General features: G+C 70.0%; 19 protein-coding genes and 1 pseudogene. 9 read left to right on the forward strand and 11 right to left on the reverse strand.

The window, feature by feature from the left end; translation table 11 throughout:
• Positions 1-111: 111 nt before the first annotated feature.
• From ACFFC4_RS08565 to mtrA, 4 genes are all read right to left on the reverse strand, one after another.
• Positions 112-837, reverse strand: coding sequence for a ComF family protein (locus ACFFC4_RS08565; RefSeq protein ID WP_375499767.1), 726 nt, complete (start codon positions 835-837; stop codon positions 112-114).
• A gap of 123 nt (positions 838-960) precedes the next feature.
• On the reverse strand, positions 961-2,706 hold the full coding sequence (locus ACFFC4_RS08570) for an LpqB family beta-propeller domain-containing protein (RefSeq protein ID WP_375499769.1): 1,746 nt from the start codon (positions 2,704-2,706) through the stop codon (positions 961-963).
• Entirely contained in the window at positions 2,703-4,247 is a 1,545-nt protein-coding gene (gene mtrB / locus ACFFC4_RS08575) for an MtrAB system histidine kinase MtrB (protein WP_375499771.1), read from the reverse strand. Before mtrB ends, ACFFC4_RS08570 begins: the two co-directional genes overlap by 4 nt.
• A 158-nt stretch (positions 4,248-4,405) precedes the next feature.
• Complete coding sequence (mtrA, locus tag ACFFC4_RS08580; RefSeq protein WP_375499773.1) at positions 4,406-5,095, reverse strand: MtrAB system response regulator MtrA; 690 nt, start codon at positions 5,093-5,095, stop codon at positions 4,406-4,408.
• Positions 5,096-5,163: 68 nt separating this feature from the next.
• Here mtrA and ACFFC4_RS08585 point away from each other — a divergent pair, with 68 nt between their 5' ends.
• From ACFFC4_RS08585 to ACFFC4_RS08605, 5 genes are read left to right on the forward strand one after another with little or no spacing between them, the layout of a single operon-like run.
• Positions 5,164-5,988, forward strand: a complete 825-nt coding sequence (locus ACFFC4_RS08585) for a hypothetical protein (RefSeq protein WP_375499775.1) — start codon at positions 5,164-5,166, stop codon at positions 5,986-5,988.
• Entirely contained in the window at positions 5,982-6,626 is a 645-nt protein-coding gene (locus ACFFC4_RS08590; RefSeq protein WP_375499777.1) for a DUF4129 domain-containing protein, read from the forward strand. The genes ACFFC4_RS08585 and ACFFC4_RS08590 overlap by 7 nt, the downstream gene beginning before the upstream one ends.
• Entirely contained in the window at positions 6,620-7,741 is a 1,122-nt protein-coding gene (locus ACFFC4_RS08595; RefSeq protein WP_375499779.1) for a DUF4350 domain-containing protein, read from the forward strand. The genes ACFFC4_RS08590 and ACFFC4_RS08595 overlap by 7 nt, the downstream gene beginning before the upstream one ends.
• Positions 7,738-8,706 (forward strand): AAA family ATPase, encoded by a 969-nt coding sequence (locus tag ACFFC4_RS08600; RefSeq protein WP_375499781.1) that lies wholly within the window; start codon positions 7,738-7,740, stop codon positions 8,704-8,706. Before ACFFC4_RS08595 ends, ACFFC4_RS08600 begins: the two co-directional genes overlap by 4 nt.
• Positions 8,706-9,989 carry a DUF58 domain-containing protein gene (locus ACFFC4_RS08605; protein WP_375499783.1) on the forward strand — a complete coding sequence of 428 codons (1,284 nt, stop codon included), beginning with the start codon at positions 8,706-8,708 and terminating at the stop codon, positions 9,987-9,989. Before ACFFC4_RS08600 ends, ACFFC4_RS08605 begins: the two co-directional genes overlap by 1 nt.
• Before the next feature lie 6 nt (positions 9,990-9,995).
• Here ACFFC4_RS08605 and ACFFC4_RS08610 read toward each other — a convergent pair whose 3' ends face one another.
• The 3 genes from ACFFC4_RS08610 to ACFFC4_RS08620 all read right to left on the reverse strand — a co-directional run bounded on the left by ACFFC4_RS08610 (position 9,996) and on the right by ACFFC4_RS08620 (position 12,164).
• Positions 9,996-10,991, reverse strand: coding sequence for a stage II sporulation protein M (locus ACFFC4_RS08610; protein ID WP_375499785.1), 996 nt, complete (start codon positions 10,989-10,991; stop codon positions 9,996-9,998).
• A 250-nt stretch (positions 10,992-11,241) separates the two neighbouring features.
• The gene (locus ACFFC4_RS08615; protein ID WP_375499787.1) at positions 11,242-11,565 is read right to left on the reverse strand and encodes a phosphotransferase; all 324 of its coding nucleotides are present in this window, start codon (positions 11,563-11,565) and stop codon (positions 11,242-11,244) included.
• Positions 11,566-11,606: 41 nt separating this feature from the next.
• Positions 11,607-12,164 carry a TetR/AcrR family transcriptional regulator gene (locus tag ACFFC4_RS08620; RefSeq protein ID WP_375499789.1) on the reverse strand — a complete coding sequence of 186 codons (558 nt, stop codon included), beginning with the start codon at positions 12,162-12,164 and terminating at the stop codon, positions 11,607-11,609.
• Positions 12,165-12,238: 74 nt separating this feature from the next.
• Between ACFFC4_RS08620 and ACFFC4_RS08625 the strand changes: the two genes are divergently transcribed.
• The gene (locus ACFFC4_RS08625) at positions 12,239-13,174 is read left to right on the forward strand and encodes an SDR family NAD(P)-dependent oxidoreductase (protein WP_375499791.1); all 936 of its coding nucleotides are present in this window, start codon (positions 12,239-12,241) and stop codon (positions 13,172-13,174) included.
• A gap of 171 nt (positions 13,175-13,345) precedes the next feature.
• Here the strand turns inward: ACFFC4_RS08625 and ACFFC4_RS08630 are convergent, their stop codons facing one another.
• Both ACFFC4_RS08630 and ACFFC4_RS08635 read right to left on the reverse strand, forming a co-directional pair.
• On the reverse strand, positions 13,346-13,615 hold the full coding sequence (locus tag ACFFC4_RS08630; protein ID WP_375499793.1) for a helix-turn-helix domain-containing protein: 270 nt from the start codon (positions 13,613-13,615) through the stop codon (positions 13,346-13,348).
• Positions 13,615-14,034 carry a DUF2975 domain-containing protein gene (locus ACFFC4_RS08635; RefSeq protein WP_375499795.1) on the reverse strand — a complete coding sequence of 140 codons (420 nt, stop codon included), beginning with the start codon at positions 14,032-14,034 and terminating at the stop codon, positions 13,615-13,617. Before ACFFC4_RS08635 ends, ACFFC4_RS08630 begins: the two co-directional genes overlap by 1 nt.
• A gap of 131 nt (positions 14,035-14,165) precedes the next feature.
• On the opposite strand from ACFFC4_RS08635, the gene ACFFC4_RS08640 reads away from it, so the two are divergent.
• The 3 genes from ACFFC4_RS08640 (at position 14,166) to ACFFC4_RS08650 (ending at position 16,431) form a co-directional block, all read left to right on the forward strand.
• A complete protein-coding gene (locus tag ACFFC4_RS08640; protein ID WP_375499797.1) occupies positions 14,166-14,822 on the forward strand; it encodes a DUF222 domain-containing protein in 657 nt (218 codons plus the stop codon).
• A 63-nt stretch (positions 14,823-14,885) separates the two neighbouring features.
• The gene (locus ACFFC4_RS08645; RefSeq protein ID WP_375499799.1) at positions 14,886-15,581 is read left to right on the forward strand and encodes an HNH endonuclease; all 696 of its coding nucleotides are present in this window, start codon (positions 14,886-14,888) and stop codon (positions 15,579-15,581) included.
• 22 nt (positions 15,582-15,603) lie between these two features.
• Positions 15,604-16,431 (forward strand): RDD family protein, encoded by an 828-nt coding sequence (locus tag ACFFC4_RS08650; RefSeq protein WP_375499801.1) that lies wholly within the window; start codon positions 15,604-15,606, stop codon positions 16,429-16,431.
• A gap of 83 nt (positions 16,432-16,514) precedes the next feature.
• Here ACFFC4_RS08650 and ahcY read toward each other — a convergent pair whose 3' ends face one another.
• A complete protein-coding gene (ahcY, locus tag ACFFC4_RS08655; RefSeq protein WP_375499887.1) occupies positions 16,515-17,996 on the reverse strand; it encodes an adenosylhomocysteinase in 1,482 nt (493 codons plus the stop codon).
• Positions 17,997-18,203: 207 nt separating this feature from the next.
• Positions 18,204-18,389, reverse strand: a pseudogene (locus tag ACFFC4_RS08660) (MerR family transcriptional regulator); the annotation flags it as partial.
• Position 18,390: the final 1 nt, after the last annotated feature.

Genomic DNA, 18,390 nt, shown 5'->3' on the forward strand with positions numbered 1-18,390 from the left:
ACGTTGACCATTCGACCTCCACCGTGCTCATGACGCATCGACTGCCGCACGGTCGGGTACTCGGGGGCCGCGCGGGGCCGAGTGACGCCTTTGGATCAGGTCGTGCTCACGCTAGACCGGTTGGCTAGGACCTGCCAATGAAGACGTCATGCCGCTGGCAGGCGTTGTGCCGCCGGCCGGCGCGGGCTGGCGCGGCGTGCTTGCGACCACCGCGGCACCTACGACCTCCCACCCGGCCCGCTGCAGCGCCCGGGTTGCCTCGCGCAACGTCGCACCGGTGGTGACGATGTCGTCGACCACGATCGCCCGGCACACACCGGCAGCGGGCGCGCGGGCACGCAACGCCCCATGCAGGTTGCGTTCCCGCTCGGCACGGCTCAGTCCTGCCGAGTCCTGGACGGTCCGCTCGAGCCGCAGCACGCCCGGGGCCACCCGCACGCCGCTGACGGCGGCAGCCCGCCGGGCCAGGCGCACTACGTGATCGCCGCCCCGCGCAGCGGCCGCCCCTGGGCTCGACGGCACCGGCACCAGGACCACGCCCCCGAGGTCCCGTCCGGCGCCCGAGACCAACGCTGCGACTGCTCGTCCCAGAACCAGGCCCAGCACGGCGACGAGGTCGCGCCGGCCGCGCTCCTTGAACGCCAGCACGGCTCGGCGCATCGCGCCGGCGTACACCGCGCCGGCCAGCACCGGCACGGCGGGCACCGGATCGTCGGCGACGATCGACGGCGCCCCCGGTCGGCACCGTCGGCACAGCGCCCAGCCCGGCGCGGCGCAGCCGACGCAGCGCCGGGGCAGGACCAGGTCGATGACGGCTGCGATCAGAGAGTTGAACACCGACCCACGGTGCCTGTTGGCCTCGTCGCAGCGGGCCCCGATCGGCCCGTTGTGGACAGCCAGGCAAACCGAAATATGCGTTGTGGACAACGTCAAATCCTGCAGCGCACGTGCTACAGGCCGCTACTCAACGTACGTCGGAGCTGTGCCCGTAGCCGTGCCGGAACCCCCGGGCGGGTTCGACCACACCGTCCCGCTGGCTTGCAGATAGACGTTCGAACTGGCCGACGCCCACGCCGGCGCCCCTGGCGCACCGGCCAACGTCGTAGGTGGGCTGGGCAGCTCCCCTATGCCGTACTCGGTCCAGGCCGAGCCGTCGGCGCCGGTTCGGTACACATGAGCGTCCTGGGACTTGGCGTCATAGCCGATCGCATTCAGCCGCTCGCCCTCGATCCAGGCCAGATCCGTGACCTTCACGCCGATGGGACTGATCTGCGCCGGCATCCCGATGCTGACCTGAGACGCGCTGGTGCGCACGACCGCTCCGATCCAGAGCGCCTGATGCCCAGCACTGTCGCGCAGCACGAGTGCGATGCGCGAGCCCTCGGGGCTGAGCCGCAGCGCCATCACCTGCTGGCCGGCCACCGTCGACGGCAGCTGCACCGGGAACGAGGTGATCTTCGTGCCGGACAGCACGGTGCGGTAGATGCGCGTCCCAGCGCCGACCCAAGCCTCATCAGCCCGTCCTGGCGCGAAGGCCGGTCGGGACGTGACGCCGCTGACGGTGGTGCGGCGCAACCCGACGCTCTGCGAGCCCATTACCAGCCGTAACAGACCGTCGACGGAGGTCACCCCGGCAATCGACAGGCCGCCGCCCGGGCCCGAACGCGATACGGCCACCGCCACCAACGGATAGCGGCTGTCGGCCAACCGGCCGCCAACGAGTCGACGGGTTCGGCCGTAGACGAGCTGCCCGGCTCTGAGGTAGTAGACCTGCTGGGACGGCTGCACGATCTGGTCGCTGACGAAGTCGGCCGCCGCAAAATTCGTGCCGCCGGCGCGCGGAATCCTGACCGGCGTGCCGCCGTCGGTGATCTCGAGCGCGCGCCCCCGGTCGATGTCGCTGAGCGTGGCCGCGATCTGAGCTGCAAGAAAGTTCTTGGACGTCACGTCCAACTGCGACGCACCCGCAATCTCGATCTTCACCGGGTTGCCGCTCGTGACGTCGATGTGCCGCGGCGTCGCTGCCTGGGCCGGCAACGTGTCGGTGCTGACGGCGTTCGCCAGCCCAGGGCTGGGCCCGGCCGCCAGCTGATTTATCAGCGCCTCTGATGTGTCGATCGGGTCGGTGTCCGGCGTCCAGCGTGCATCGGGCACCAGGTAGCGGTGCGCGAGGTCGAAGAAGTAGATGCTCCGCGCAACGAACGAGTTCTCGAACTGCTCCTCGGTGAGTATCAGCCCGCTGCGCAGGCTGCTGATGCGGTATTGGCCGCCCACCTTGGTGATACCGAACGAGAACTGTTGCGCAGCCGCCTTGCCGGTCTGCAGGCCCGGCGTGTACACGCCGTCGGTGGAGACCGTCCCGAGTTCGATGGCGTTGACGATGATGGGCTTGCCCGGCGTGTACGCCCCGACCGATATCGAAGACACAATGGTCGCCGAGGTATCCGTCCAGCGGCTGCGCGCCGCAGGGGTGAGGAACGAGCGCGCCGACGCGTGCTTGCCTGCGTCGGCCGAGTTCTCGGCCAAAAAGGTCTGAACCAGATTCTGCGGCAGGACCCCCGGCAACGGGGTGACCGTCGGCTCGGGCTCCTCCTCGCCGCCGAGCGCCAAGGAGCGCACGACCGCGGGCGCGGACGACTGCGGCACCCCGGTGCACCCGGTCACCAACATCGTCAGGCCGACAAGAATCACGAGAAGACGCTTCACAGCTCGTCCTCGTCCTCGTCGACCTCGTCGGGATTCAGCGGCAGCGGCGAGGACATCAAGGTGTGGCCGGCGTGCCGGGGCAGGGTCAACCGGAACTGGGCACCGCGCCCCCGCTCACCCCAGGCCTGCAGCCAGCCGTCGTGCAGGCGAGCGTCCTCGAGGGAGATGGCGAGCCCCAAACCGGTGCCACCGGTGAGCCGACTGCGCGACGTGTCGCCGCGCCAGAAGCGGTTGAACACCAGGCTGGACTCCCCCGGGCGCAGGCCCACGCCGTGGTCGCGCACCGTCACGGCCACGGCGCTGGAGTCGCAGCCGACGGTGATGACGATCGGCTTGCCCTCTCCGTGGTCCAGGGCGTTGCCGAGCAGGTTGCGCAAGATGCGTTCGACACGCCGCGAGTCCATGTCGACGGTGACCGGCACGTCGGGCTGCTGCACGATCACCTCGCTGCCGTGCCGTCCGGCCAGGACCACGTTCGCCTCGACTGTGCTGGCCACCACCCCGCGGATGTCGGCCGGTTCGGACTCCAGGTTGGCGACTCCCGCGTCGTAACGGGAGATCTCCAGCAGGTCGCCGAGCAGTGACTCGAACCGGTCGAGCTCGTCGTGCATGAGTTCGACCGAGCGCGCCTGCTCCGGCGAGAAGTTCTCGCGCTCCGCGTAGAGGAACTCCGACGCCATGCGGACGGTGGTCAGCGGCGTGCGCAGCTCGTGCGAGACGTCGCTGGTGAAGCGGCGTTGCAAGCGCGACAGATCTTCCAGGCGACGGATCTGCCGTTGCAGGCTGGCCGCCATGTCGTTGAACGCCTCGCCGAGACGCGCGAGGTCGTCGGAACCGGAAACGGCGATGCGTTTGGACAGATCGCCCGCGGCCAGCCGCCCGGCGGTCTCGGCCGCCACCCGGACGGGACGCACCACCTGCCGGGTGACCAGCAGCGCGATGGCCAACACCAGGATGACGAGCGCGAGCGCGGCCACCAGCACGGTGCGTTGGATCAGCGAGATGGTCTGCGCCTCGGCGGTCAGCGGGAACAGGTAGTACAGCTCGAACAGGCCGGTGCGGGCCTTCACCGGCTCGCCGACGATGAGGCCCGGGACGATGCGCGACGACGTCGACTCCTCCTGCGGCACCGCGGCGTACTGCACAGCCAGATTGCCGGCCTGCACCGTTTCGCGCAGCGCGCCGGGGATCACCGGCGTCTTCGCCTGCTCCCCCACGTTGTCCGAGGGGACGATCTTGATCGAGAACAGGCCGGCGTTGTTGCCGTTCGCGGTGAGGTCAGAGGTCAGATCGGACTGCGCCTGGGTGACGTCGGCGAAGGACCCGGCGTCGATGTCGGCCAGCACCTGCTGCGCCTGCGGTAGTCCGATCTTGGCCTGGTTGACCGCCGCGTCGCGCTTTGCCTTGAGGACGCCGCCGGCCACCTTGTCGACGAGGAACAAGCCGATGATCAGGACGACGACGCCGGTGACAACGACTGTCGTGGCGCCGACCCGCAATTGCAGCGAGCGCAGCCAGGTCCGTGCGATCGCGCGGCCCACGCCGCCTATCCCACTGCGGGCTCTGGAGGCCACGCTGCCGGTTCGGGCACCCACGCTGCGTCGCTGGCCGGTGGCCGCTGCGCGCTGCGGGACGGCCGCCGGGCGCACGATCGGCTGGCGGGCGTCCGCCGGCGGCGCGGGGGTGCGGTCGACGTCGGTCAGGGCGGGCCTGCCTTGTAACCCACACCGCGGACGGTGAGCACGACCTCGGGACGCTCTGGGTCGCGCTCGACCTTGGCCCGCAGCCGCTGCACGTGCACGTTGACGAGCCGGGTGTCGGCGGCGTGCCGGTACCCCCATACCTGCTCCAGCAGCACCTCACGGGTGAACACCTGACGCGGCTTGCGAGCCAACGCCACCAGCAGATCGAACTCCAGCGGGGTCAGGGCAATCGCCCGCCCGTCGCGACGTACCTGGTGGGCCTGCACGTCGATCGCGACGGGCGAGTCGGCGGGGCCGATGCTGAGCGCCTCGGTGGAGATGTCCTCGTGGTGGCGCAACCGAGCCCGCATGCGGGCAACGAGCTCCTTGGGTTTGAACGGCTTCATCACGTAGTCGTCCGCGCCGGACTCCAGGCCCAGGACGACGTCGACGGTGTCGGTCTTGGCGGTCAGCATGATGATCGGGGTGCCGCTCTCGGCGCGGATGGCGCGGCAGACGTCGATGCCCGAGGACCCGGGCAGCATCAGGTCGAGCAGGACGATGTCGGGCTTGGTGTCGCGAAAGGCTTTCAACGCGCGCGAGCCGTCGGCGACGAACGAGGGGTCGAAGCCGTCGGTGCGCAGCACGATGCCGAGCATCTCGGCCAGCGCGGAGTCGTCGTCGACCACCAGGACGCGAGGTTTCACTGCCCCATGGTGTCATCCCGACGCTGTGCGGGTGCGGATTCGCAGGCCCGACCCGGCAAGATGATCGCGTGCGCCCGCCGGTCGTCCCCCTGCGCCCGTTGGGCGGCGCCGACATCCTCGACGGTGCGGTGCGGCTCGTCCGCCGCCACGCCCGGGCTGCGTTTGCACTGTCCGTGCCGTTCGCGATCGTCCGAGCAGTCCTGGACGCGGCGCTGAATCTGGCCACCGGGTCGACGCTGACCCAGATCGGCGTGCTGGGCGGCCTGGTCATCGCCGGTGGTTTCGGCACGATCCTCACCGGTCTGCTGACACCGGTCTTTGCCGGGGACCTGCTCGGCGAGCAGGTCCCCGGCCGTGACGCGCTGCGCCGGGTCGGGCGACGGTGGTGGCCGCTGGCGGTGCTGGCGATCGCTGCGGCACTGGCCGAGAACGCCGGCCTGGCCACCCTCGTCGTCGGCGTCTGGTTGTGGGGGGTGTGGGCCGTGGCCGCGCCGGCCATGATCGTCGAGGGTCTCGGCATCCGCCGGTCGTTCGGGCGCTCGATCGAGCTGGTCCGCTCGATGTTCTGGCGGACGTGGGGGTTGCGCGCCCTGGGTTGGGTGCTGACCTGGGTGCTCGGTCTGTTCGTCGAGTTGCCGTTCCTGGTGGCGGCCGGCGTGCTTGCCGACGCCAACCCCTTCGACACGAGCCGTTCGGGGACTGCGTCGGGTCTGTACGTGGCCGTCAGCGCCATCGGCACGCTGCTTTCCGTAGCGCTGGTTGCACCGGTCACGTCGGCGGTCGAGGTGTTGCTCTACCTGGACCTGCGCATGCGGCGCGAGGGGATGGACATCGTGCTGGCGCTGGAGCCGCAGCCCCGGGCGGGGACACCGAGCACGGTGACCGCGTGGTGATCGCGCCGGACCCTGTCAGCGGTGCCCAGGCGCGGCAAGCGGCCCAGGCCGAGCTGCGTCGCGCGGGTTACGACCACGACGGACGAAGCTGGACGTCCCGGGTGACCGATTGGATCGGACGGCGGCTCGACTCCCTGCTCGGCTCGAGCGGCGGCAGCCACGCGCTGCTGCTGTTACTCGTCCTGGCTCTCGTCGTCGGGGTGGTGTTCGCGGTGCGGGCCGGCGTCCCCACCCGCAGTCGACACGGCGCAGACCGATCGGACGCCGATCCGCTCGCCGCGCGCGCGGCTGCCGATCACCGCCGGATCGCTGCAGACCTGGCCGGTCAGGGGCGGCACGCCGAGGCGTTGCGTGAGTGGCTGCGCGCCGCCGTGCAGACGATCGAGGAGCGCGGCGTGCTACCCCGTCGCCCGGGACGCACCGGCGCGGCGACCGCACGCGAGGCTGGGCCCCTGCTGCCCACCGCCGCCGCCGACCTGGCCACCGCGATGCGCGCCTTCGACGAGGTGTGGTTCGGCGGCCGCCCTGCCACGGTGGCCGACGTCGCGCTCGGCCGGTCGGCGGCGGACGGTGTCACGTCGTCACGGATCGTCCGTCCGACGTCCTCCGTACCCGAAGGTATGGTCGCGCCATGGTAGCCGTCGAGGCGGCACCACTCGTGGCCCCGTGGTGGCGCCGGGCCCGGTTGTGGGTGGTCGTCGCGGCGGCCGTGGTCGTCGCAGGCGCCGTGACCGCCGCCCTGAGCGGTACTCCCGGGCGCAACCTCGACCCACGCTCGCCCGCGGCCGGCGGCAGCCGTGCCCTGGCCCACGTGGTCGAGAGCTATGGCACCCGCGTCGTCCGCACCACGGACATCGACATCGCCCGTGCCTCGACCGGCGCAGTACTCGTGACGTCACCCGACGAGTACTCCGACAGCCAACTTCGTGGGCTCGCGCGCGCCACCCGGCTCGTCGCGCTCGAACCCGGCACGCGGGCCACCACGGCTTTGCTGCCCGGCGTCTCGCCCGACCCAGAGGCCGACTCGAGCGACACCCCGGGCTGCGACCTCGCGGCCGCCGTTGCAGCCGGCGCCGTGGACCTGTCGGACGCGACCGGCTATGACCTCGACGGGCGCGGGGGAACCTCCTGCTACGGCGGCGCGGTGGTGCAACGCGGGTCGGTCGTGCTCGTGGCTGCGGCGGACCTGTTGCGCAACGACCGGCTGGCCGACCGTGGCGCGGCCGCGCTGGACGTCAACCTGCTCAGCGCCGACCGCACGCTGCCGACGCTCGTGTGGCTGCTGCCCGGCGCCGACGCCGCCGGCAGTGGTCCGGCCAGCATCTGGGACCTGTTCCCGGGCGGGGTGTACCGCGCCTTCGTCTGGTTGATCATCGTCGGGCTGCTCGTGGTCCTCTGGCGGGCTCGCAGGCTGGGCGGCGTGGTGCGCGAGCCGCTGCCGGTGGTCGTCCGGGCCGCAGAACTCGTCGAGGGCCACGGCCGGCTCTACGAGCGAGCCGGAGCCCGCGACCGGGCGGCCGGTGCGCTGCGCGCGGCCACGCTCGTCCGGTTGACAGGACGGCTGACCCTGCCCCGCGGCTCGAGCCCGCAGCAGGTGACGGCGGCCCTTTCGCCTCGTATCCGGCGCAGCCCGGGCGAGATCCACACCGTGCTGGCCGGGCCGCCACCTGCCGACGATGCCGGGCTCGTCCGGCTGGCCAATGATCTCGACGCGCTGGAAACAGCCGTCGACGACACGAGAGGTCAGGAATGACCGAGCCATCTGACAGCACCGACCCGCGCGCGAAGCTGATCGGCCTGCGGGCCGAGGTGGGCAAGGCCGTGGTCGGCCAGGACGCCGCCGTCACCGGACTGCTCGTCGGCCTGCTGTGCCGCGGGCACGTCCTCATCGAAGGCGTTCCGGGGACGGCCAAGACGCTGCTCGTCCGCGCGCTGGCCGCGGCCCTGGATCTGGCCACCACCCGCATCCAGTTCACGGCCGACCTCATGCCCGGCGACATCACCGGCTCGCTGATCTACGACGCGGGCACGAGCAACTTTGTTTTCCGCGAGGGCCCGGTGTTCACCAACCTGCTGCTCGCCGACGAGATCAACCGGACGCCGCCCAAGACACAGTCGGCGCTGTTGGAGGCAATGGAGGAGCGCCAGGTCAGCGTCGACGGCCGCCCGCGGCCGCTTCCCGACCCGTTCTGCGTCATCGCCACCCAGAACCCGGTCGAGTACGAGGGCACCTACCCGCTGCCCGAGGCGCAGCTCGACCGTTTCCTGCTCAAGGTCACGATGCCGCTGCCCGACCGGGAGACCGAGACGCGGGTGCTCGCGGCGCACGCCGCGGGCTTCGACCCGCGCGACCTGGCCGGGGCCGGCTTGCGCGCGGTGGCCGGCGCCGCTGACCTTGCCGCCGCGACGCAGGCCGTGCGGGCAACCCACATCGACCCGGCGATCCTGGCCTACATCGTCGAGCTGGCCCGGGCGACCCGCGCCGCGCCGTCGGCCGCGCTGGGCGCCTCGCCCCGGGGGGCCACCGCGCTGCTGGCCACGTCGCGGGCCTGGGCGTGGCTGTCCGGCCGCGACTTCGTCACGCCCGACGACGTCCAGGCGCTGGCCCGACCCACCCTGCGACACCGCATCCAGCTGCGCCCGGAGGCCGAGATCGAGGGCGTCACCACCGACGGCATCCTCGAGAACGTGCTGGCCTCGGTGCCCGTCCCGCGCTGATGGTGCTGTCCGGTCGGTTCGTCGCACTCGCCGCGGTCGGGGTGCTGTTGACCGCCTGGTCCGCGGCCGCGCTCGGTCTGTACGCGCTTGCTCTCGTGGTGGCGCTGGTGGTCGACGTTGGCCTCGCGGCACGCATCGTCGACCTGCGCCTGGCCCGGGATCCGGTGGCGCCGGTGCGGCTGCGGGAGCGGGCGGCGACGGTGCTCGTGCTCGGCAACGCCGGTCGACGGACGCTGCGTGCCGTCGTTCGCGACGCCTGGGTGCCGTCCGCAGGAGCGACGCCTCGCTCGCATGAGGTCGTCGTGCCGCGCGACGAACAGCGTCGGGTCGTCACCACCCTGACGCCGACCCGGCGCGGTGAGCGCACCACGGCGCGGGTGACCGTGCGTTCCTTCGGGCCGCTCGGGCTCGGCGCGCGGCAGCGCCAGCTGGCCGTTCCCGGCACGCTGCAGGTGCTGCCCGCCTTCGCGTCGCGCCGTTTTCTGCCCGAGAAGCTCTCGCGGCTGCGCCAGCTCGACGGCGCCGTGCTCGTACGCCAGCGTGGGCAGGGCAGCGAGTTCGACAGCCTGCGGACCTACGTCCTGGGCGACGACGTCCGGGCCATCGACTGGCGGGCCACCGCGCGCTCCCGCGACGTCGTGGTGCGCACCTGGCGACCGGAGCGCGACCGGCACGTCGTCATGGTGCTCGACACCGGGCGCAGCTCGGCCGCCCGCATCGGTGACGAGCCCCGCCTCGACGCCGCGCTGGACGCCTGCCTGCTGCTCGGTGCGCTGTGCGCCCGCGCCGGCGACCGGGTGGCGCTGGTGGCCGCCGACGTCGAGGTGCGCGCCCGGCTGGGTCTGACGGGCGGCCGCGACGTCCTGCCCCGGCTCGTAGGCGCCGTTGCCCCGCTCGAGCCTGCACTCGTCGAGACCGACCCGCACCTGCTGGCGGCGCAGGTGCTGCGGCTGACGTCGAAGCGCTCGCTGGTGGTGGTGTTCTCCTCCCTCGACATCGCCGCCGACACCGGACTGCTGCCTGCCGTGCGCCGGCTGACTGGCCGGCACGAGGTGCTCGTTGCCTCGCCGTCCGACCCAGCGCTGGGCCGGCTGGCCACCACCCGCGAGGACCCGCTCGACGTCTACACCGCCGCGGCCGCGGAGCAGGCCGTCCTGGCACGCGCAGCCGTGATCGACCAGCTCGACGCGACGGGCGTGCATGTCGTGCACGGCGACGCCGAGTTGTTCGCATCGCGGGTCGCCGACGCGTACCTGGACCTCAAGGCCGCCGGACGGTTGTGAGCCGCGTCAGGCGACGGGGACTTCGTTGCCCCGCTCGTCGCCCGTCAGGTCACCCGTTGCGCCGGCGCGCACCCCGCGACGGCCGAACACCACGACGTAGGTCAGGAAGGCGAGCTCGGCCATCACGCCGATGCCGATGCGGGCCCAGGTCGGCAGCCCGGAGGGCGTCACGAACGCTTCGATGACGCCCGAGATGAGCAGCACGCCGGCCAGCCCGAGCGCGACGACGCCGGCCTGCCGCCCGGCTACGGCGAGCGCCTGCGAGCGGGGCAACGCGCCGGGCGCGATCCAGGCCCAGCCGGTTCGCAATCCGATCGCGCAGCCGACGAAGACTGCGGTGAGTTCCAACATGCCGTGCGGCAGGATCAGCCCGAAGAACACCTCCGAGCGGTGCGCGCCGATCATGACGCCGCCCACCAGCCCGATGTTGATCGTGTTCTGCAGGAGCACGTAGAGCGTGCCGACGACGGTGACCCCGAGGAACAGCGCGAGCGCGGTGACCACCGCGTTGTTGACCCAGACCTGCGCTGCGAACGACTGTGCCGGGTGCGCCGAGTAGTAATCGGCGAAGTCCTTGTCGACGAGCTGGCGGACCTCGCTACTGGGTAACACCCGTCGTACCCGCTCGGGATGTTCGCGCAACCACAGCCACATGGCGACGGACGCTCCGATGCTCGCGAACGCCACCGACGCCGACCACCTCCACGTCCGGTAGACGATTACCGGGAAGTCGACGGTGAGGCCTCGCGCAAGGGCCGACCAGCCCCGGACCGGTGCCGTGCCGACCTCTGCTGATCGCGCGCGGGCGAGCAGTCCCGACAGCCGTGTGGTCAGCGCAACGTCGGGCATGCGCGACTGCACCAGTGAGAGGTGGGTGGCCACCCGGCGGTACAGCGCGACCAGCTCGTCGGCCTCGGCGCCGTCCAAACGACGACGGCACGCCAGCTCGTCCAGACGTTGCCACTCACCCGCGTGCTGGGCGATGAAGGTGTCGAGGTCCACGGTGGGGCGAAGTCTAGGCGTTCCGTGCGCGCGCAGGATTGCGTCGTGGACCTCTCCAACCCCCGCGGTTACTGAGCACTGCCGTGTCGAAACGCGGATCCGCCTCCGCGCACTGTGACTTCGTCCGTCGAGAGCTGGCGCTGCTGCCGCGCTGTCCGGAAGCGGACCCACGACCGGGGCGCAAGTCGCACTGGGCGATCGGTCAGTGCGTCCCGCATCGGGGGCTAGTTCTAGGTCCACCCGAAGTGCGTCAGCACCGCGGTGACACCGCGATGCAGTTCGTCGCGCTGCACTCGTGGGTTGCCAGTCGTGGTAGTGATGCCGAGAAGAACCGCAGCCTTCGCGAGATCTGCAGTCCTGCTCCGGTATAGGCCGCGTCCTCGAAGTCGATGATCGCGGCGATGCCTGCGCTGTCGTGGAGGATATTGGCCGACCGGAAGTCGCTATGAACGAGCTGCTGGTTCGGCTCCACATGACCGTCGCCAAACGTGAGTGGGTACGCCGCCAATGTTTCGTGCAGCCTCGCGAGCATGCGTCCCGCCGTCGAGACCTGTCCTGTGCCGACATCACGCATTGGAAGTGGTGAAGCACCTCGCAGGCGGTGCTTGAACCCTGTCAGTGGTCGCGGCGCAGGCCTTCGACAACGAACCTGCCTAGGCGCTCGGATCGTTCGTACCGATCAGGGGTGTCGGGAAGCGACCACAGTCCAGCGAGGCTCGCCAAGACATCCTCGGCATCCATGTCAGTGCCCAGCGACCCGTCGGCGGCACCGGCAGAGAGCAGCCGATCGAGCGCTGAGATGACGACCCCGCGCGCGGGTGGCCTCGCTTCGGCGGGCAGCGCGTGCAGCACGTCGGCGAGCGCGCGCTTGGTCCGGGCGTAGTCGACGAAACGGGCGACCCAGGCTGCCAGGGCATCGGCCCCGCTGCGCCCGTCGAGGATGTAGTCGACGTCGGCCAGTACCGCGATCTCGTCTTGGTAGGTGGCCGACACAAGTTCTTCGCGGGTTGCGAAGTTTCGGTACAGCGTGGCGATGCTGACGCCGGCCTCTTTCGCTATCGCTTCGAGCGGCAGGTTGATGCCGTGGCTGACGAACAGCGTCGCGGCTGCCTGTACCAACGCGTCCCGATTGCGTTGGGCATCCGCGCGGCGGGCGGGCGGGCCAGCAGTCACAGCGCTAAGCGTAGTGGACCTTCGTTTCTATGTTAGTTTCCAAACGTAGGAACCCTACGTTTCATGGAGGCGTCATGACCACCTTGCTCACCTCGCCGTTCAGCGCCGCATCCACAGCCGACGAGGTCGCCGACGGTATCGACCTCAGCGGTCGCACCGCGGTCGTCACTGGCGCGTCATCCGGCATCGGCATCGAGACCGCCCGCACCCTGGCCCGCCACGGCGCCGCGGTGACGCTGGCCGTCCGCGACACGGCAGCAGGCGAGCAGGCCGCAGCCAGCATCGACGGGGCTGTCGACGTGCGCCGGCTCGACCTCGCCGACCGCGCGTCAATTGCCGAGTTCGTCGCCGCTTGGGCCGGGCCGCTGCATCTGCTCATCAACAACGCCGGCGTGATGGCCCTGCAGGAGCGCACGCTCACCGCGGACGGTGTCGAGGCGCACTTCGCCACCAATCACCTCGGCCACTTCGCCCTGACGACCGGACTGCTGCCGGCGTTGCGGGCGGCCAGCGGAGCACGGGTCGTGTCGTTGTCCTCTACCGCGCACCTGCACTCCCCGGTGTTGTTCGACGACCTCGGCTTCGACTTCGTGCCCTACGACCCGTTCGTGGCCTATGGCCAATCCAAGACTGCCAATGCGCTGTTCGCGGTCGAGGCATCGCGTCGCTGGGCCGACGACGGCATCACTGTCAACGCCGTCATGCCGGGCGGCATCGCCACCAACCTGCAACGGCACGTCGATCCCGGCGTGCTCGCCGCGGCGCGGCGGGCGGCCGGCGCCGGCGAGGCGCTCAAATCGCCGCAGCAGGGTGCCGCCACCTCGGTATTCGTCGCGACATCTACGCTGCTGGCCGGCGTCGGCGGCCGCTACTTCGAGGACTGCCGGGAGGCACACATCGTCGCCTCGCGCGCCAACAGCGACGGGCGACACGGCGTCGCCGCTTACGCGCTCGACCCGAACAACGCGGCCCGGCTCTGGACCGTCAGCGAGCAGCTATTAGCCGAATGACAGCGTCCAAGTCCCCCGAGTAAGGCGCCTGTTAGTCCCACTAGTTTGTCCCACTAGCCGACCACCACCGCGTCGGTGCCCGCAGAGGATCGTTCAGCGACACGGCGACGAGGTGAAGAATGCAAGGTTGCGACGCCACTGCGGGGGCGACGGCCTGTGACACACGTTCGGTTAGCCTGCGGCGACTGTGTCGACACACAGCGTGTCGGCGCCCGACGCGCCGTCACTATCCGGCCGTGCGGGCTGCCAGCTCAGCAAGTCCCCGGGTTGACAATCGAGCACTGAACACAGTGCTTCCAATGTCGTGAACCGTACGGCCTTGGCTCGGCCGTTCTTCAACACAGCCAGGTTCGCCGCCGTGCTGCCGACCCGGTCGGCGAGGACACCGGCCGTCATCTTCCGGCGAGCCATCATGGCGTCGATGTCGACAACGATCGGCATTAGATCACCGCGTCGAGCTCGGCCTGCAAACGCGCGGTGCTGGCCTCGTTGTCCGCCGCCTGAACGAGGGCCTGGCCGGCAACAATGGCCAGTAAGCCGACCCCGGCGGCGATCACAGCTCCACCCAAGAACATGATCACGAATGTCGATGCGACGCGCCCCGGCCAGGTTGCGATAACGATGACAAGCCACACCGCGACGGCGCACGCCGCAGCCGCCGCCGTCGCCGTCGCGATGACTCGCATCCAACGTTGAGCAGCCGGCGCCGCACTGCGCCTCTGCCGTGACAGGGCAATCACTCGCCACAGGACAATGCAGATGGCTTGGACAGCACCCGCTCCGAGAAACAACCCCAGCCCCCACTGCGAGCGGCGGGAGCCGAAATCCGCATCAAGGTGTTCACGGATGAACCACAGCAAGGTCGCGGCCTGCCGGGGCCTACGTCGACCTGTCGTTGAACCCGCCCGGCGATCCGTCTCGGTAATCGACGCTGAGCGGGACGGTCTACCCAGGTCGCAATCAGTACCAATCCGTTGACTTATTAGCTTGCATGTTCGATAATGGACAGATGGCGGCGGGCTCATCAGCAGACACCGACACGGTGCGTGCGCTGGTCGCTGCCCTGAACTCGCTGAGCCCGGCGGTCGATGATGGCGACCGTATCGATCGGGTCCGACTGTTCGAGGAACTCAAGGCGGTCGCTGCCGCGGCACAGGCGGTCGAGTCGCGGGACTTCGAGGTCTCCCAGCGTGCTCAGCAGGCCATCGACGGGGTGCCCGTCAAGCAGCAAGGCCGCGGCATCGCCGCCCAGATCGGGTTGGCTCGGCGGATCTCGCCCTGGGCGGCGCAGCGCTACCTGGGCTGGGCCACGATCCTGCCCACCGAACTACCGCACACCTTCGCCGCGCTGCAAGCCGGGCGGATCACCGAATGGCGCGCCACCCTCATCGCACGCGAAACGATCTGGCTCTCCCGCCAGGACCGCGAGACGGTGGACGCCGAACTCGCCCCGCAGCTCGAAGCATGGAGCGACCGGCGGGTCGAAGCCGAAACCCGCAAAGCCGGCTACCGCCTGGACCCACAAGGATTCCTCGCCCGCGTCCGCGGTGCCGACAAAGACCGGCGGGTCACCATGCGGCCCGCACCCGATGCCATGGCCCGGTTGACTGCGCTGCTACCCGTCGCCCAAGGCGTCGCCACCTACTAGGCGCTGTGCCAGGCCGCCGACACCACCACCGCCGGCGGTGACGAACGCGGCCGCGGACAGATCATGGCCGACACCCTCGTCGAGCGCATCACCGGACAAGCCACCGCCGACGCCGTACCCGTCGAGATCGAACTCATCATGACCGACACCTCCCTGTTCGGCCCCAGCACTCACGGCGACGACACCCACACCGACATATCCGACGACGAAACGACCGAGGCCGCAGGGGCCGCCGAGGCCGACGAACCGGCCCTGCTGGTCGGGTTCGGACCCATCCCAGCCGGCCTGGCCCGCGAGATCGCTCTCGGCACCCTAGACAAAAGCGCAGACGACACCGCACGCCGCCAGATCCGCCGCCTGTTCCTACACCCCGCCACCGGGCAACTCGCCGCTATGGAATCCACCAGCCGGCTGTTCACGACCAACCAGCGCCGCTTCATCCGCTTCCGCGACCAGGGCCACTGCCGCACCCCCTGGTGCGACGCACCCATCCGCCACACCGACCACGTCAAACCCCACAGCCAAGGCGGCCAGACCCACACCGACAATGGAGCCGGCGCCTGCCAAGCGTGTAATCACGCCAAACAAGCCCCCGGCTGGACCACCCAGCCCGCACCCGACGGCAGCATCATCACCACCACCCCCACCGGACACCAATACCGCAGTCAACTACCCGATCCACCCGGCACAGCACCACGAGCACCTGACCTGGATCAACGACTGACCGCATTGCAGCAACGCGGACGCCTTGCCGCCTGAGCTGCGGCTTTAAGCTGATCGCGTGCAACCCGACAGCGCTCTCATCTCCGGCGAGGGTGTGCGGCTCGATCTCACTCGCGCCGGGATCGGGTCGCGCACGATTGCGGCCGCGATAGACGCCGTGCTGCAGTTCCTAGTCCTGACAGTGGTACTGCTGCTGGACGTTGCGGTGATCGGGTCGTCCGATGACGCCGCCGTCGCCGCGGTGCTGCTCGTCGAGACGGTGCTCGTCCTTGCCGGCTACCCGATCGTTGCCGAGTGGACGACGCGAGGGCGCACCGTCGGCAAGGCCTGCATGGGACTGCGGGTGGTGCGCGACGACGGGGGCCCGATCGGCTTCCGGCACGCCTTGGTCCGGGGCCTCGCCGGCCTGGTGCTGGAGAAACCGGGTTTGCTGTTCCCGCTGAGCACGATCGCCGGTGTCTTCACGACCGCGCTGAGCACGTCGGAGAAGCGCATCGGCGACATGATGGCGGGCACCGTCGTGTTGAACGAGCGCGCCGGCCGGCAGAACCTGGGCATCGCGCCATTGTGGGTACCGCCGCCGTTGCAGCCGTGGGCAATGACGCTGGACCTGCACCGCCTCGACGACGCGCTTGCGCTCCGGCTGCGCCAATTCGTCAGCCGCGCGAACGGGTTCACCTCGGCGGCGCAGTTCGCCCTCGGCGAGGACTTGCGGCGCCGGGTGCAGGCGGTGGTTGCTCCGCCGCCCCCGCCCGATGCGCCAACCCCATTCGTGTTGAGCGCGGTGCTCGTCGAACGACGGCGCCGGGCCGAACAACTGGTGCCGCCGCCGGCCTACCAACGCCCGGCGCCCTCGGCGGCGTCGTCGTTCGCAGCGCCCCATTGACAGACGAACGGGCCGGACCGCAGTGCGGTCCGGCCCGTCATCGGGGGGTGCAAGAACTTATTAGCGGCCGTTGCGGCAGCAACTCAGTACCGGTAGTGCTCCGGCTTGTAGGGGCCGGCAACGTCGACACCGATGTACTCGGCCTGCTGCTTGGACAGCGTGGTCAGCTTGGCGCCGACCGCGTCGAGGTGCAGCCGCGCAACCTTCTCGTCGAGGTGCTTGGGCAGCGTGGTGACGGTGGGCTTGCCGTCGACGATGTAGTTGTCGGGGTTCTTGTGGATCTCGATCTGGGCGATCGTCTGGTTGGCGAACGACGCGCTCATCACGAAGCTCGGGTGACCGGTGGCGTTGCCCAGGTTCAGCAGACGGCCCTCGGACAGCACGATGATCGAGTGACCGTCGGCGAACGTCCACTCGTGAACCTGCGGCTTGACCTCGACCTTGTGCACACCTGGGGTCTTGGCGAGCCCGGCCATGTCGATCTCGTTGTCGAAGTGACCGATGTTGCCGACGATCGCCTGGTGCTTCATCTTGGCCATGTCGTCGGCCATGATGATGTCCTTGTTGCCGGTGGTCGTGACGAAGATGTCGGCCTTGCCGACGACGTCCTCGAGCGTGACGACCTCGATGCCGTCCATGGCCGCCTGCAGCGCGCAGATCGGGTCGACCTCGGTGATGACCACGCGCGCACCCTGGCCACGCAGTGCGTCGACGCAGCCCTTGCCGACGTCGCCGTAGCCGAGAACGACGGCCATCTTGCCGCCGATCATGACGTCGGTGCCGCGGTTGATGCCGTCGATCAGCGAGTGGCGGCACCCGTACTTGTTGTCGAACTTGCTCTTGGTGACCGAGTCGTTGACGTTGATCGCCGGGAACAGCAGCGAACCGGCCTGCTCGAACTCGTACAGGCGGTGGACGCCGGTGGTGGTCTCCTCGGTGACGCCGATGATGTTGGCGCCCATACGGGTGTAGCGACCCGGGTGGTCGACGATCGAGCGTCGCAGCGTGTCGAGGATGACCACGTACTCCTCGGAGTCGGTGTCCTCGGGCTGCGGCACGACGCCGCCGGCCTCGTACTCGGTGCCCATGTGGATCAGCATCGTCGCGTCGCCACCGTCGTCGACGATGGAGTCCGGGCCGGTGCCGTCAGGCCAGGTCAGCATCTGCTCGGTGCACCACCAGTACTCCTCCAGCGTCTCGCCCTTCCAGGCGAAGACCGGGACGCCCTGCGGGTCCTCCGGGGTGCCGTCCTTGCCGACGACGATCGCGGCTGCGGCGTGGTCCTGGGTGGAGAAGATGTTGCAGCTGACCCAGCGCACGTCGGCGCCGAGGGCGGTCAGAGTCTCGATCAGCACGGCGGTCTGCACCGTCATGTGCAGCGAGCCGGCGACCTTCTTGCCCTTGAGCGGCTGCGAGGGGCCGAACTCCTTGCGCAGCGCCATCAGGCCCGGCATCTCGTGCTCGGCGAGGTCGATCTCCTTGCGACCGAACGCGGCGAGGCTGAGGTCGGCGACCTTGAAGTCGGTCACGCTGCCGGCTGAGTCGGCCGTGAGGGTGGTAGTCACATGCACTCCTTCTGAGAAGTCTGGGCGAGCTGCGGTCTGAACGCCGGTTCCTGGCGGGGCCGAGAACGTGTCCGGGATTGCGAGGCGGCGGTAGATCCCGGCGCCCGGTGGTGCGGAGGAACGATGAAGCGGTCCGAACCAGTCGTCGACGGCCCGGGCGACCTGCGGATCGGTACGCATCCGCAGCTCGAAGACGATATCTCCGATGCCGAGCCCGTGAGAGTCGATCAGTTCCCGCAGCTTCTGCAGGCGATCGATCTGACGCGGGCCGTACTGCCGGTGACCACCCGGACTGCGCAGGGCGGCGACGAGGCCGGCCTGCTCGAGATAGCGCAGCATCCGCTGCGACCAACCGGTCGCTGCGGACGCCTGCTGAATGGTCAACGACTGCATC

This window comes from uncultured Jatrophihabitans sp. (assembly GCF_964244045.1).
In the GTDB taxonomy this organism is placed as follows: domain Bacteria; phylum Actinomycetota; class Actinomycetes; order Mycobacteriales; family Jatrophihabitantaceae; genus Jatrophihabitans.

Coding starts and splice junctions, on each gene's coding strand:
- ACFFC4_RS08595 (WP_375499779.1), top strand. CDS start 6,620: ATGGTAGCCGTCGAGGCGGCACCACTCGTGGCCCCGTGGTGGCGCCGG.
- ACFFC4_RS08600 (WP_375499781.1), top strand. CDS start 7,738: ATGACCGAGCCATCTGACAGCACCGACCCGCGCGCGAAGCTGATCGGC.
- ACFFC4_RS08605 (WP_375499783.1), top strand. CDS start 8,706: ATGGTGCTGTCCGGTCGGTTCGTCGCACTCGCCGCGGTCGGGGTGCTG.
- ACFFC4_RS08615 (WP_375499787.1), bottom strand. CDS start 11,565: ATGCGTGATGTCGGCACAGGACAGGTCTCGACGGCGGGACGCATGCTC.
- ACFFC4_RS08625 (WP_375499791.1), top strand. CDS start 12,239: ATGACCACCTTGCTCACCTCGCCGTTCAGCGCCGCATCCACAGCCGAC.
- ACFFC4_RS08630 (WP_375499793.1), bottom strand. CDS start 13,615: ATGCCGATCGTTGTCGACATCGACGCCATGATGGCTCGCCGGAAGATG.
- ACFFC4_RS08640 (WP_375499797.1), top strand. CDS start 14,166: ATGTTCGATAATGGACAGATGGCGGCGGGCTCATCAGCAGACACCGAC.
- ACFFC4_RS08645 (WP_375499799.1), top strand. CDS start 14,886: ATGGCCGACACCCTCGTCGAGCGCATCACCGGACAAGCCACCGCCGAC.